General features: G+C 72.0%; 13 protein-coding genes. 5 read left to right on the forward strand and 8 right to left on the reverse strand.

The features are described 5' to 3' along the window. Positions 1 to 104: 104 nt before the first annotated feature. The 3 genes from trpD to V6U88_RS05025 all read right to left on the reverse strand — a co-directional run bounded on the left by trpD (position 105) and on the right by V6U88_RS05025 (position 2,741). Positions 105 to 1,151: an anthranilate phosphoribosyltransferase gene (trpD, locus tag V6U88_RS05015; RefSeq protein ID WP_334450219.1), complete on the reverse strand. Its 1,047-nt coding sequence runs from the start codon at positions 1,149 to 1,151 to the stop codon at positions 105 to 107. Positions 1,152 to 1,240: 89 nt separating this feature from the next. Beyond that, positions 1,241 to 1,636, reverse strand: a complete 396-nt coding sequence (locus V6U88_RS05020; RefSeq protein ID WP_334450221.1) for a hypothetical protein — start codon at positions 1,634 to 1,636, stop codon at positions 1,241 to 1,243. 106 nt (positions 1,637 to 1,742) lie between these two features. Further along, entirely contained in the window at positions 1,743 to 2,741 is a 999-nt protein-coding gene (locus tag V6U88_RS05025; protein ID WP_442934568.1) for a cytochrome c oxidase assembly protein, read from the reverse strand. Between the two features lie 109 nt (positions 2,742 to 2,850). On the opposite strand from V6U88_RS05025, the gene ctaE reads away from it, so the two are divergent. From ctaE to V6U88_RS05050, 5 genes are all read left to right on the forward strand, one after another. Next, complete coding sequence (gene ctaE / locus V6U88_RS05030; protein WP_334450223.1) at positions 2,851 to 3,450, forward strand: aa3-type cytochrome oxidase subunit III; 600 nt, start codon at positions 2,851 to 2,853, stop codon at positions 3,448 to 3,450. A gap of 72 nt (positions 3,451 to 3,522) precedes the next feature. Continuing rightward, positions 3,523 to 4,359 (forward strand): cytochrome bc1 complex diheme cytochrome c subunit, encoded by an 837-nt coding sequence (gene qcrC, locus V6U88_RS05035; RefSeq protein ID WP_334450225.1) that lies wholly within the window; start codon positions 3,523 to 3,525, stop codon positions 4,357 to 4,359. A 67-nt stretch (positions 4,360 to 4,426) separates the two neighbouring features. Next, positions 4,427 to 5,524: a cytochrome bc1 complex Rieske iron-sulfur subunit gene (gene qcrA, locus V6U88_RS05040; protein WP_334450227.1), complete on the forward strand. Its 1,098-nt coding sequence runs from the start codon at positions 4,427 to 4,429 to the stop codon at positions 5,522 to 5,524. After that, positions 5,521 to 7,149: a cytochrome bc1 complex cytochrome b subunit gene (qcrB, locus tag V6U88_RS05045; RefSeq protein WP_334450229.1), complete on the forward strand. Its 1,629-nt coding sequence runs from the start codon at positions 5,521 to 5,523 to the stop codon at positions 7,147 to 7,149. The genes qcrA and qcrB overlap by 4 nt, the downstream gene beginning before the upstream one ends. 177 nt (positions 7,150 to 7,326) lie before the next feature. Next, positions 7,327 to 7,971: a DUF4142 domain-containing protein gene (locus V6U88_RS05050; RefSeq protein ID WP_334450231.1), complete on the forward strand. Its 645-nt coding sequence runs from the start codon at positions 7,327 to 7,329 to the stop codon at positions 7,969 to 7,971. 68 nt (positions 7,972 to 8,039) lie between these two features. Here V6U88_RS05050 and V6U88_RS05055 read toward each other — a convergent pair whose 3' ends face one another. The 5 genes from V6U88_RS05055 to V6U88_RS05075 form a co-directional block, all read right to left on the reverse strand. Further along, the gene (locus tag V6U88_RS05055) at positions 8,040 to 8,327 is read right to left on the reverse strand and encodes an Lrp/AsnC family transcriptional regulator (RefSeq protein ID WP_088961047.1); all 288 of its coding nucleotides are present in this window, start codon (positions 8,325 to 8,327) and stop codon (positions 8,040 to 8,042) included. A 130-nt stretch (positions 8,328 to 8,457) separates the two neighbouring features. After that, positions 8,458 to 9,348, reverse strand: a complete 891-nt coding sequence (locus V6U88_RS05060) for a sugar phosphate nucleotidyltransferase (RefSeq protein WP_442934569.1) — start codon at positions 9,346 to 9,348, stop codon at positions 8,458 to 8,460. Then, positions 9,345 to 9,881 carry an NUDIX hydrolase gene (locus V6U88_RS05065; protein ID WP_334450234.1) on the reverse strand — a complete coding sequence of 179 codons (537 nt, stop codon included), beginning with the start codon at positions 9,879 to 9,881 and terminating at the stop codon, positions 9,345 to 9,347. The genes V6U88_RS05060 and V6U88_RS05065 overlap by 4 nt, the downstream gene beginning before the upstream one ends. 73 nt (positions 9,882 to 9,954) lie before the next feature. Beyond that, positions 9,955 to 11,739 (reverse strand): RelA/SpoT family protein, encoded by a 1,785-nt coding sequence (locus V6U88_RS05070; protein WP_334450606.1) that lies wholly within the window; start codon positions 11,737 to 11,739, stop codon positions 9,955 to 9,957. Between the two features lie 128 nt (positions 11,740 to 11,867). Continuing rightward, the gene (locus tag V6U88_RS05075; RefSeq protein WP_334450236.1) at positions 11,868 to 13,625 is read right to left on the reverse strand and encodes a DEDD exonuclease domain-containing protein; all 1,758 of its coding nucleotides are present in this window, start codon (positions 13,623 to 13,625) and stop codon (positions 11,868 to 11,870) included. Positions 13,626 to 13,719: the final 94 nt, after the last annotated feature.

Consider the following 13,719-nt stretch of genomic DNA (forward strand, 5'->3'; position numbering starts at 1 on the left):
GGTGGAAAACGGAAAATTACTCCCGTGTAGTTTGGCACGCCCCTCCGACAATTCCGGCCGCGACCGCCCTCGGCGCGTCCCGTCACCGGCCGGCGGACCGGCGCTCAGAGGGCGCGGGCCACCTCGACCCAGCGGTCCAGGACGGCGGCCGCCGCCCCCGAGTCGATCGACTCGGCGGCCCGGTCCATCCCGGCCCGCAGCGCCTCGGTCAGGTCACCGTCCAACGGACCCTGGGTGGCCAGCGCGGCGGCGGAGTTGACCAGCACGGCGTCCCGTACCGGGCCGGGGTCGCCGGCCAGCAGCCGACGCGCCACCCCGGCGTTGTACGCCGCGTCTCCGCCCCGCAGGTCGGCCAGGGTGGACCGGGGTACCCCGAGGTCCCGCGCGTCCAGCAGCGCCTCTCTGACGGTGCCCTGCTGGGCTACCCAGACCCGGGTCGGGGCGGCGGTGGTGAACTCGTCCAGGCCGTCCTCGCCGCGCATCACGATCGCCGAGTCGCCCCGCCCGGCGAAGACCGCGGCCATCACCGGGGCCATCCGCGCGTCGAAGCAGCCCACGGCGCCGGCCCTGGGCCGGGCCGGGTTGGTCAGCGGGCCGAGGAAGTTGAAGAAGGTGGGCACGCCGATCTCGCGGCGGACCGGGCCGGCGTGCCGCATCCCGGGGTGGAACCGGCCGGCGAAGCAGAACCCGATCCCGGCCTCCTCGACGCAGCGGGCGACCTGCTCGGGCGCGAGGTCCAGCGGCACCCCGAGGAACTCCAGCAGGTCGGCCGTGCCGCAGAGCGAGGAGGCGGCGCGGTTGCCGTGCTTGACCACCCGGACGCCGGCACCGGCCACCACCAGCGCGGTCATGGTGGAGATGTTCACGGTGTGGGCGAGGTCACCGCCGGTGCCGACCACGTCCAGCGCGGTCTGCCGCAACTCCTCGGGCAGCTCCACCGGGACCGCCCGGCCGAGCATCGCCTCGACCAGCCCGGCCAGCTCGGCGGGGGTCTCGCCCTTGGCCCGCAGGGCCACCGCGAAGGCGGCGACCTGGGACGGGGCGGCGGCGCCGGTCATGATCTCGTCCATCGCCCACGCGGTGTCGGCGGTGGAGAGCTCCCCGCCGCGCAACAGCGTGTTGAGCAGGTGCGGCCAGGTCCGTTCGCCCATCGTGGGCCTCCCGAGCGGGCGTGGGTGCGGGTGGGACGGGGGCGGCGCCCGTCAGCCCGGGCGCCGGAGGCGCCGCCGAGCGCGCGGACTCAGGCGGCGGCGTGCGTACGCAGCAGCTCGGCGACGGTGGTGCCGGTGGTCACCGGGTCGAGCGGGTGCACCAGCGTGGCGTCGACCTGCGCGTACGCGGCGAGCCATCGGTCGGCGGAGCGGGCGATGACCACGCAGGTCGGCGGGGCGTCGTCCCGGTCGTCCTTGATCTGGCGGGCGATGCCGATGCCGCCGCCCGGGCTGGCCTCGCCGTCGAGCAGCATGAGGTCGATCTCGTAGTCGTCGACCAGCCGGATGCACTCGGCGTACGTGGCCGCCTCGACGAACTCGATCTGGAGGCCGGGCGCGGGGCGGGTGCCGACGGCCAGCCGCATCCGGTCACGGACCTGCGGGTCGTCGCTGTAGAGCAGGACGGTGCAAAGACGATCGCTCATCGCTGGACTGGCTCCCACCTCGTAGCTGCCCGCTGATCGTACCCGCCGGTGTGGCGTAGCTGACATCCCGCCCGGCGGCGCGCTGCGCACGCCGCGTCGGCGCAGCTCAGGCCGGGGTGCCGGGGGCCGGGGCCGCAGTCGGGGCCGCGGTCGCGGCGGCGTCGGCCGCCCGCTCGCGGGCCTCCTGGCGGTCCAGCTCGCGGTCGAGCCGGCGGGCCTCCCGCTCGGACTGCCGGATCCACTGCAGGACCAGCACCGCGAGCATCGTCACACTGACGAACTCGCCACCGGCCCAGAGGATGCCGCCGGCGACCACCTGGTCGTCCCACGGGTTCGACCAGGAGAGGTTGAGCGAGGGGTACCAGTCGCCGCCGAGCAGCGTGGTGCTCTGCATGATGGTGAGCCCGAGCACCGTGTGGAACGGCACGGAGAGCAGCATCAGCAGCGCCCGCCCCGGGTACGGCCACCGTCCCGGCAGCGGGTCGAGGCCGAGCAGCGGCCAGAAGAACACGCAGCCGGTGGCGATGAAGTGCGCGTGCACCAGCTCGTGCGCCCAGGCGTGCTCCAGCGTGTACTCGTAGAGGCCGCTGAAGTAGAGCGCGAACGGGTTCACCACGAAGATGCTGAACGCCACCAGCGGGTAGCTGTAGACCTTGGCGAACCGGCTGTGCACGAGCGCCAGCAGCCGCTTGCGCGGGCGTACCGGCAGCGTGCGCAGGGCCAGGGTGACCGGGGCGCCCAGGGCGAGGAAGATCGGCGCGACCATCGACAGCACCATGTGCTGCACCATGTGCACCGACACCAGCGACGTGTCGTACGCGTGCAGGCCGCTGACCGTGACCGCGGCGATCCCGCCGAGGCCCGGGCCGAGGAAGCAGATCGTCCGCACGATCGGCCAGGCGTCCCCGCGCAGCCGCAGCCGGTACACCCCGTAGAGGTAGAGTCCGGCTGCCAGCACCAGCCCGAGGGCGAGCCAGCTGTCCAGGCGGGTCTCGGTGAAGACCCGGGCGACGGTGAACGGCGGCGGGACGGCGTCGCCCCCGGCGGCGAGGACCGCCGACGGGCCCGCCGAGGTCGCGGCGAAGATCGAATCGACGTGCAGCACGCTTTTCAGGCTAGGCCAGGCGAACCGGACCACCACGATCGGGCCATCCCTCACGTTGGTTTGGGCACCCCGCTGATCGCCCGCCCCGGTCAAGGGCAATAATGACCGCGTGACTGCGGCCCCAGCCATTGACAAGAGCCGGATCCACTCCCTGACCCGACCCAACATGGTCAGCGTCGGGACGATCGTGTGGCTCTCCAGCGAACTCATGTTCTTCGCGGCGCTGTTCGCGATGTACTTCTCCATCCGCGCTGCGGCGCCGGAGCAGTGGGCGAAGCACACCGAGCACCTCAACATCCCCTATGCGACCACCTTCACGGTGATCCTGGTGTTGTCCTCGGTGACCTGCCAGCTCGGCGTCTTCGCGGCGGAGAAGGGTGACGTCCACGCCCTGCGGCGCTGGTTCACGATCACTTTCGTGATGGGCCTGATCTTCGTGCTCGGCCAGGTGAACGAGTACCGCGAGCTGGTGCACGAGGGCATCAAGATCAACGAAGACGGTTACGGGTCGATGTTCTACCTCACCACCGGCTTCCACGGCCTGCACGTGACCGGCGGTCTCGTCGCCTTCGTCATCTTCATGATCCGCACCACCATGGGCCGGTTCACTCCCGCCCAGGCCACCTCGGCGATCGTCGTGTCGTACTACTGGCACTTCGTCGACGTGGTGTGGATCGGGCTCTACGCCATGATCTACTGGCTTCAGTGATCTTGGCGCGTCACGTATCGCGCCGCTGCTCCGTCCCCTGAGACAAGGTCCAACCGGTTAAGGACACAGGTCATGACTTCTGACAACGACCGCCGACGCGGTCTGCTCGCGCGCCTGCGTGGGCGGCCCGTAGCGCGCAGCAGGGGCCGCCGCCGGCTGGGCGCCGCGGTCCGGCTGTTCGCCGCGCTGATGCTGGCCGGCGGCGCCTACACCGTCTTCGCCCCCGGCGTGCAGGCGCAGGAAAACCCGCCGCTGACCGGCGCCGCCGCAGAGGGCAAGGCGCTGTTCGACGTGAGCTGTGTGACCTGTCACGGTCGCAACGCGCAGGGTGTCGAGGGACGCGGACCGAGCCTGGTCGGAGTCGGCGCGGCCTCGGTGGAGTTCCAGGTCGGCACCGGCCGCATGCCGATGGCCCGGCAGGAGGCGCAGGCCTGGCGCAAGCCGGAACTCTTCACCGACGAGGAGGTCCGCCAGCTGGCGCAGTACGTCCAGGAGCTGGGTGGCGGCCCGGTCGTGCCGTCGGGTGACAACCTGCACCAGGACGCCAACGTCGCCGCCGGCGGTGAGCTGTTCCGGGTCAACTGCTCGCAGTGCCACGCCTTCGGCGGTGGCGGCGGCGCGCTCTCCTCCGGCAAGTTCGCCCCGAGCCTGCGCCCGGCGAGCGACCGGCAGATCTACGCCGCCATGCTGAGCGGCCCGCAGAACATGCCGGTCTTCGGTGACAACCAGATCACTCCGGAGCAGAAGGCGGACATCATCGCCTACATCCAGGAGACCCTGAAGCAGGGCGAGGACCACGGCGGGTTCAACCTCGGCCGGTACGGTCCCTCGACCGAGGGCCTGGCGATCTTCCTCGTCGGCATGGTCGCGCTGGTCTTCGCGAGCCTGTGGATTGCGGGCAAGTCGTGACCCGGCGGATCATTCGGTTCAGCGCTGTGGTGCCGCGGCTCGGCACCGCCCCGAGCGAGGTGAGGGCGTGAGCACCCACACGGACAAGACGGCCGGCCAGGCCGGCGAGAAGTCCTTCGACATCGACGACCCCCGCACGACGCGGTTCGACATCGTCGTGGAGGGCGCCCGCCGCGACGACATCGAGATCGTCCACTACGAGCCGCAGTTCGCCGAGGGCACCAAGGCGGAGCGGCGGATGGTCCGCCTCGTCGCGTTCCTCTTCCTGCTGACCGGCCTGGCGGCGACCGCCTTCCTGGTCGTCTACATCTGGTGGCCCTGGCAGTACGAGGGCACCCATGGCGGCGACAAGCTCTTCACCCCGCTGCTCGGCCTGACCCTGGGTGTCGCGCTCGGCGCGCTGGGCTTCGGCATCCTGGTCTGGGGCAAGAAGGTGCTGCCCAAGGAGGTCTCGATCCAGGACCGCCACCAGGGGCAGTCCTCCTCGCCGGAGGAGCAGCGCATCGTCGGCCAGACGATGCTCTACATGGCCGACGAGCTCAACGTGCGCCGTCGTCCGCTGCTGGGTGTCTCCCTGCTGGCCGGTCTGGCGCCGGTCGCGGCGGTCGCCGCGGCCCCGCTGGTCGGCGGTCTGATCTCCGACCCGCACAAGAACAACCAGATGTTCCGCACCGGTTTCGCCGCGGCCAACGAGGGCGAGAAGGTCCGGTTGGTCCGCGAGGACGGCCGGCCGGTCCGCCCGGCGGACATCAGCAGCGGTGGTCAGCTCACCGTCTTCCCCGGCATCGAGCACGGCGTGAGCAACAAGCACGCCGACTCGCCGACGCTGCTGATCCACCTGCGGGACTCGGACGCCCAGGACGCGCGGCGCAACAACGAGCGCGAGAAGAAGCCCGACTTCATGTGGGGCAACTACATCGCGTACTCGAAGATCTGCACCCACGCCGGCTGCCCCGCCAGCCTGTACGAGCAGCAGACCAACCGCCTGCTCTGCCCGTGCCACCAGTCGCAGTTCCTGATCACTGACAACGCCCGCCCCATCTTCGGTCCTGCCAGCCGGAGGCTCCCGCAGCTGCCCATCGAGGTGGATGAGGAGGGCTTCTTCGTGGCACGGACGGATTATCAGGAGCCGGTCGGGCCGGACTTCTGGGAGCGCCCCGCATGAAGCGCCGTAAGTTTGACGTAGCAGCGGTGCCGGGCAAGGCCGCACGGGAAGTGGACGACCGCTTCCAGGTGGCCACCCCCCTGCGCCGGCTGCTGAACAAGGTCTTCCCCGACCACTGGTCGTTCCTGCTCGGCGAGATCGCGCTCTTCTCGTTCGTGATCCTGCTGCTGACCGGTGTCTTCCTGACCTTCTTCTACGAGCCGGCGATGACCGAGGTCGTCTACAACGGCAGCTACGCCCCGCTGCGGGGCACGCCGATGTCGGCCGCGTACGCCTCCAGCCTGGACCTGTCGTTCGACGTCCGGGGCGGTCTGATCATGCGGCAGATGCACCACTGGTCGGCGCTGCTGTTCATGGCCGCGATCGTGGTGCACATGCTCCGGGTCTTCTTCACCGGCGCGTTCCGCAAGCCGCGGGAGGCGAACTGGATCATCGGTTCGCTGCTGTTCTGGGTCGGCTTCCTGGCCGGCTTCACCGGCTACTCGCTGCCCGACGACGGCCTCTCCGGCACCGGTCTGCGGATCGCCTCCGCGATCATGCTCTCCATCCCGGTGATCGGCTCCTGGGTCACCTCGTCGGTCTTCGGCGGGGAGTTCCCGGGCGAGATCATCATCAGCCGGTTCTTCATCGCCCACGTGCTGCTGATCCCCGGCCTGCTGGTGGCGCTGATCAGCGTCCACCTGGGCCTGGTCTTCAAGCAGAAGCACACCCAGTGGCCCGGCCCCGGCCGGACCAACGACAACGTGGTCGGCGAGCGGATGTTCCCGCGTTACGCCCTGAAGCAGGGCGGGTTCTTCATGCTCGTCTTCGCGGTTGTCGCCCTGATGGGTGGTCTCTTCCAGATCAACCCGATCTGGTACTTCGGCCCGTACGAGGCGTGGGTGGTCTCCGCGGCCAGCCAGCCCGACTGGTACGTCATGTTCCTCGACGGCTCGACGCGACTGATGCCGGCGTGGGACCTGAACATCCCGCTCGGCGACGGTTACATCATTCCGCCGCTGTTCTGGCCGACCGTGGTGCTGCCCGGCATCCTCGTGGGTCTCTCCACGCTCTACCCGTTCCTGGAGGCCCGGCACCTCAAGGACCGCAAGAGCCACAACCTGCTCCAGCGGCCGCGGGACGTTCCGGCCCGTACCGCGGTGGGCGCCATGGCCGTCGCGTTCTTCGTGGTGCTGACCCTGTCCGGTGCGAACGACGTCATCGCGGACAAGTTCAACATCAGCCTCAACGCGATGACCTGGGCCGGCCGGATCGGCCTGCTGGTGCTCCCGCCGCTGGCGTACTACGTGACGTACCGGCTCTGCCTCGGTCTGCAGCAGCACGACCGTGAGGTGCTGGCGCACGGCGTGGAGACCGGCATCATCCGGCGCCTGCCGGACGGCCGGTTCGTCGAGGTGCACCAGCCGCTCACCGCGGCCGACGGCCACGACGGGCACGCCCAGCTGGATTACGTCGGCTGGGTGGTGCCGAAGAAGATGAACCGGCTCGGTGCCCTCGGCCCGGCCATCCGGGGCTTCTTCTACCCGATCGAGAAGCCGGCCGAGGCGCCGGTCTCGCCGGGGCACCCGCCCGTCGAGCCCCGCGCCGAGCGCGAGGAGATCAGCAGCGGCGAGAGCCGTCGCTGACGCCGTACCCGACCGTGGCGCCCGCCGGAGTTTCCGGCGGGCGCCACGTCCGTTTTCGGGACCACCATCCGCCGACGGCGTCGCCCACCGCGCGACTCGCCCACCGACGGGTGGACACGCAGGAATAACCCGCGCCAGCCGGGTATCCGTGCGGTCCAACGTCAACGGGGAGGAAACATGTTGGGAATCAAACGTCTCGGCCTGCTGGCCGCGCTGGTGCTGGTCGGGCTGGCGCCTGCCGCGGCCGTGCAGGCTGCGGCACAGCCGTCGACGCAGGACACCCAGTACCTGCAGGCGGCGCACCAGTCGAACCTGTTCGAGATCCGGGCGGGGGACCTGGCGGAGGAGAAGGGCCAGAACCAGGAGGTCAAGCGACTCGGCCAGATGTTCAAGACCGACCACACCCAGTTCGACCAGACGGTCCGGCAGACCGCCTCCCAGCTCGGTGTGCAACTGCCGGATGAGCCGACCGCCGACCAGCAGCAGGTCCTCGACCAGCTGCGGAACGCCAGCGGCGAGGAGTTCGACCGTCAGTGGGTGACCGCGCAGCTCAACGCGCACGTCCAGTCGATCCAGGCCACCCAGACGGAGATCTCGCAGGGGCAGGAGCAGTCGGTGATCCAGCTGGCGCAGAACGCGCTGCCGGTGCTCCAGGCGCACTACGACGAGCTGGTGAACCTGGCCCAGCAGCTGGGCATCCCGGTCCCGCAGGCCAGCGTCACCGGCACGCCCAGCCCGGGCGGCACCACGCCGGCGCCGGGCGGCCCGACCGAGTCGCCGGCTCCGGGCAACACCGGGACGCCGGCTCCGGGTACCAGCTGACGTCAGCAACACGGCCGACGGTGGCCGGTCCGTCCTCCGGGACGGGCCGGCCACCGCGCGTACGCCGGTCAGTCGGCGCCGGCCAGCCCGATCGCGAACGCCTCCTCCAGGTCGTGCTGGGAGTACGCGCGGAACGCGATGTGCGACTCGGTGTTGAGCACGCCGGGCACCTTCGAGATGCTGCCGGCGATGACCTGGGCGATCTGCTCGAACTCCCGGACCCGGACCATGGCGATCAGGTCGACGTGCCCGGCCACCGAGTAGACCTCGCTGACGCCGGGCAGGTTGGCCAGGGTCTCGGCCACCTCGGGAATCGAGTCGGTGGCGCAGTCGATCAGGACGATCGCGGTGATCACTGGACGATTCTCCGTTCGTCGTGCCCGGCGCGACGCCGCGTGGCGTCGATGACCATGCTAGAGGCCCGCCGAATCACCCGGAGTGGGACTGCGGCGCGGACTCCCGGCGGCCCCGCCCCGCGAGCCCGGGTCAGCCGGTCGCCGCCGGCACCGTGCGCCCGTCGTCGGCCCGGACCACGTCGCGCAGCCGTTCGCCCTCCTCGACGGTGGCGCCCGGCCAGACCACCGTGCGCTCCACGTCGCCGCGGACCACCGCGCCCGCCCCGACCACCGACCGGCGCACCCGGCCGGTCACCGTGGCGCCGGCGTCCACCAGTTCGCCGTCGCCGGCCGCGTGCAGGTTGGCCGCCAGGTAGTCGGCGGGGGTGCCGGTGTCGTAGAACGTGCCCGGATAGGCGATCACCTCGAGCGCGCCCGCCGCCTCCGCCGGCCGCCACATCGCCCGGACCAGATCACCGAAGGTGGCCGGCAGTTCGCGGACCAGCCGCCAGGGCAGCAGCGAGAACCCGACGAAGCAGTGCCCGTCGAACGTGCCGGGGGCCGCCGGGTCCGGCGCGGGTTGGCCGAGCAGGCGTACGCTCCGCCCGTCCCAGCCGTCGAGCAGCGCGGCGACGTCCGGCCCCGGGGCCGCGGCCGGGTCGGCGAGGTACGCGTCGGCGTTGCCCACGAGCACGCCGCGCCCGGCGATCCAGTCCCGCAGGTTGCCCACGCCCCCGGCGGTGCCCAACGGGTCGCCCGGCTCCACGGAGAGGTGGGCCCGCCCACCGACGTGGGCGACCACCTGGTCGGCGAGGTAGGAGGCGTTGACCGCGACCCGCTCCGGGCCGGTCAGGCCCAGCCCGGCGAGCCGGGCCAGCGCCCGGTCCAGCAGCGGCACGTTGCCGACCGGGCAGAGCGCCTTGGGCACCCGCTCGGTGAGTGGCCGCAGCCGGGTCCCCTCGCCGGCGGCGAGCACCACGGCGCAGATCCCCTCCGGCGGCGCCGGTGCCGGGCCGTCGGTCGGCGGCGGGGGCGCGCTCACGCCGGCCGGCCGGGGGGCGGGACCTTCCCGGCCAGCGGCCCGATGCCGTAGTGGCCGAGCAGGAAGGCGGTGGCCCGGCTGAGCCGGGGCAGGTCGTCGAGGGGGTGCCAGGCGGCCTCGAACACCTCCGCGCCGTCCACCGTCAGCGCGGTGGTCGACGCCGGCACCTCCGTCTCGAAGACCATGTCGACCCAGCCCTTGGCGTGCACCAGGGCGTTCGGCACCGCCGGGCGGAGCCGGTCCGGGGAGAGCCGGATGCCCGACTCCTCGTACAGCTCGCGGGCCGCGCCGACGACCGGGGCCTCGGCGCGGTTGAGCAGGCCGGCGGGGAGCGTCCAGCTGTAGCCGGGCGGTTGGCGCAGCAGCAGGAGCCGGCCGGTCCCCTCGGCTTCGCTGTCCCGGACCAGGGTGACCGCGCCGACGACGTACTTCGGCACGGCGAGCCGGACCAGGCGGCGGCGCATCCCCACCGGAAGCCGGTAGAAGACCTTGTAGGCGACGGCCCGGCCGGTGGCGCGCGAGCGGGGGATCATGACTCCAGGCTAGGCCCTCGGCCCCCCACCCGCCCTCCGGCCCCACCATCGGCGATGCCGGAGGCGGCGGCGGTCACTGGCGGTGGTCGACCAGGTCGATGAGCTGCTGGACGACGGAGTCCGGCTCGACCGCCCGGTCGAAGACCGCCACCAGCAGGGTCTCCAGGTCGGGGTAGCCGAGTTCCTCGGAGAGGCGCAGCAACGGCAGGTCGCTGGCGAGCCCCCGGTCGTGCTTGCGCAGCGCCAGGCCGATGGTGGCCCGGCCGAGGCGTACCTTGTCGGCGATCGAGATGCCCGGCTCGGTGTGCTCGGCGAACCAGCGGCTGATCTGCATCTGCGCGTGCGGGGACTTGACGAAGCCGAGCCATTCGCGGCGGGGCCCGCGTGGCGCGGCGTCGGCCTCGAAACCGCTCTCCGCGTCGTCCTCGGTGAAGATCTCCACCACGTCGCCCTCGTCCAGTTCGGACGAGAGCGGGGCCAGCCGGCCGTTGATCCGCGCGGCCAGGCAGTGGTCGCCGCGTTCGGTGCCCAGTTCGTACGCCAGGTCGACCGGGGTGGCCCCGGACGGGAGCACGACCTGCCGGCCGTCGGCGACCACCTGGATCTGGGTCTCGGCCAGGTCGCAGCGCAGCGACTGGAGGAACTGGGCCGGATCGGGTGCCTCCTGCTCCCAGTCGAGCACCCGGCGCAGCCAGCCCAACTGCTCGGTGCGCGCGGAGTCGGCGGAGTGCGGGAAGCGGAAGTCGGCGGCCACGCCGTACTCGGCGGAGCGGTGCATCTCGCGGGTGCGGATCAGCACCTCCACCGTGCGGTCCTGCGGGCCGAGCACGCTGGTGTGCAGCGACCGGTAGAGGTTGTTCTTGGGGGAGGCGATGAAGTCCTTGAAGCGGCCGGGGACGGGCCGCCAGCGGCCGTGCACCGCGCCCAGTGCCGCGTAGCAGTCGGTGGCCGGGCCGTCCACCACGAGCACGATCCGGGGCAGGTCGAACGGGGCGGTGTGGCCGCCGGCGACGGTGTCCTTCCAGATCGAGTACAGGTGCCGGGGCCGGGGGCTCACCTCGGCGTCGACCCGGCTGCGACGCAGCGCCGTCCTGGTCTGGGCGACCACGTCGTCCAGGTAGGCGTCCCATCCGGGCCGGTCGTGCACGTGCCGGGCGATCCGGGCGTGCTCCTCGGGGTGCAGGTGCAGCAGCACCACGTCGTCCAGCTCGCGTTTGAGGGTCTGGATGCCCAGCCGGTCGCAGAGCGGGACGAGCACCTCCTGGGTCTTGCTGGCGATCCGCTCGCGCGACGCCGCCGAGCGCACCCCGAGGGTGCGCATGTTGTGCAGCCGGTCGGCCAGCTTGATGATCAGCACCCGGACGTCCTTGCCCGCCGCGATGATCATTTTGCGGATCGTCTCCGCCTCGGCGGCCTTGCCGTAGAACTCCTTGTCGAACTTGGTCACCCCGTCGACCAGGTGGGCCACCGCGTGGCCGAAGTCCTCGCTGAGCGCCTGGAGCGTGTAGCGGGTGTCCTCCACCGTGTCGTGCAGCAGCGCCGCCACCAGGGTGGTGGTGTCCATGCCGAGGTCGGCGCAGATCTGGGCGACCGCCAGCGGATGGGTGATGTACGGCTCGCCGCTCTTGCGGAACTGGCCGCGGTGCATGTTCTCCGCGATCGTGTACGCCCGGCGCAGCACCGACGCCTCCGCGCTCGGGTGGATGCCGCGGTGGGTGCGGACCAGCTGGTTGACCGGGTCGGTGTCGTTGGTGGGCCAGGTGAGCAAGGACCGCAGCCGGCGGGCCAGTGGCAGCTCCCCGGGCTGGGTCGGGAGCGCGCCCCCCAGGGCGGCGCCGTGTCCGGCGTCGACGTCCACGAGGGACACCTCCTCACCCAGGCTTCGCGATCACCATCTCAGGTAACCGGAAGCAGGCCCACGAAACGGGCAGGACTGCACTCCCTTAACAGCCTAAGTCAGTCACGGTCGTCCGATCGGTCACTTGCTCATGAGCGTTCGGTCGAGAGTTGGTGGGATCCGCCGTTCTCGGCCTTGGCCAGCAGATCGCGGAAACGCCCCGCGCCGGACACCGGCGACGACCACTCGGAGGACATCTCCACCAGCCGCGTCTCCGGCCGCTCCAACCAGGACAGGATGCGTTCGGTCTCCTCCGCGGAGGCGCGCGGCACCGGCCCGTGCCCGGGCTCCACCGTCTCGGCGGTGGCCCGGATCGCGGTGATGGTCGGTCGCGGGTGGACCCCGGGCGGGGAGACCCCGGCACCGGCGAGCCGGCCGTGCCGGACCAGCGCCAGCTCCCAGCCGCCGCCGGGGGCACGCCGGGCCGCGGTCAGCTCGGCGATCCGGGTCAGCCCGGCCAGCCGCTGCATGCGTACGGCCGCCCGGAGCACCGCCGCCAGCCGGGAGCGCACCACCGCCGCCTCCTCGTAGCGCCGGCTCGCCGACAGCGTCTCGATCCGGGCCAGCAGGGCGTCGACCACCACCTGCGGGTCGCTCGCCGTCGCGGTGCGGAACGGGGCGGCGGCGCAGTGGTCGTACTCCTCGGGGGTGATCCGGTGCTCGCAGGGCGCCGGGCAGCGACCCAGCTCGGCCAGCGCGCAGGCCGGCGTGACCGTGCGCAGCGAGAGCCGGTGGGTGCACTGGCGCAGCGGGACGGCGTCGTGGAAGCCGGCGGCGGCCAGCTCGGCGGCCTGTTTGGAGCGGAACGGGCCCAGGTAGGCGGTGTCGCCCGGGGCGAGGCTGCGCACCACCGACAGGCGCGGATAGGGACCGTCGGTCAGCTTCAGCCAGACCATCCGCTCCGGGAACTTGGAGCGGCGGTTGTACGGCGGCGCGTGCGCGGCGATCAGCCGCAGCTCGCGGACCTCGGCCTCCAGCGGATGGGCGCACTCGACCGCCTCCACCCGCTCGGCGGCGGCGAGCATCTCGGAGATCCGGGCCCGCTTCTCCGCGGCGGTGAAGTAGCTGCGCACCCGGGTGGCGATGTCGCCGGAGGTGCCGACGTAGAGCGGCCGGTCGTCGGCGGCCCGGAAGATGTAGACCCCGGGGACCTTGGGCAGCCCTTCGGCGAGGTGCCGCTTGCGCCGCTGGGTGGGGGTGACCGCGCGGGCGAACTCGATCGCCTCGCCGACGGTGTCGACCCGGTGCCCGCCGAGCCGGCCGATCAGACCGTGCAGCACGTCCACGGTGGCCTTGGCGTCGTCCAGCGCCCGGTGGGTGGGCTGGGTGGCGGTGCGGAAGTAGGCGGCCAGCGTGCCGAGCTTGCGGTTGGGCACCTCGTCGCGGGTGAGCACCCGCCGGGCCAGGGCGGCGGTGTCCAGCACCCGGGGGTTCGGCCAGCGGTAGCCGTGCTTGGCGCAGGCGGCCTTGAGGAAGCCCACGTCGTAGGGGGCGTTGTGGGCGACCAGCACGGCGTCGGAGATGAACTCCAGGAAGCTCGGCAGCACCTGCTCGATCGGCGGCGCCGGCAGCAGCATGGCCTGGGTGATGCCGGTCAGCACGGTGATGAACGGCGGGATCGGCACCCCGGGGTTGACCAGGGTGGCCAGCACGCCCAGCTCCTCGCCGCCGCGCACCTTGACCGCGCCGATCTCGGTGATGCCGCCGCCGTCCGGGGCGCCCCCGGTCGTCTCCAGGTCGACCACCACGAAGGTCGTCGCGTAGAGCGGCAGCGCCGGGTCCACCCCGCCGCCCGCTGTCGGATCCAGACCGGCCAGCGTCTGCTGGACGTACTCCCCAGGTGCCACGCGCGGCAGGCTAGCGGGCCGGTCCGACACTCCCGTCGCAGCGGTACCAACCGTCACGCTCTGGTCTAGGATGAGAGATCGGCTCACTCAACCG

Origin of the sequence: Micromonospora sp. CPCC 205739 (assembly GCF_036906795.1) — a bacterium.
Taxonomy (GTDB): Bacteria; Actinomycetota; Actinomycetes; order Mycobacteriales; family Micromonosporaceae; genus Micromonospora.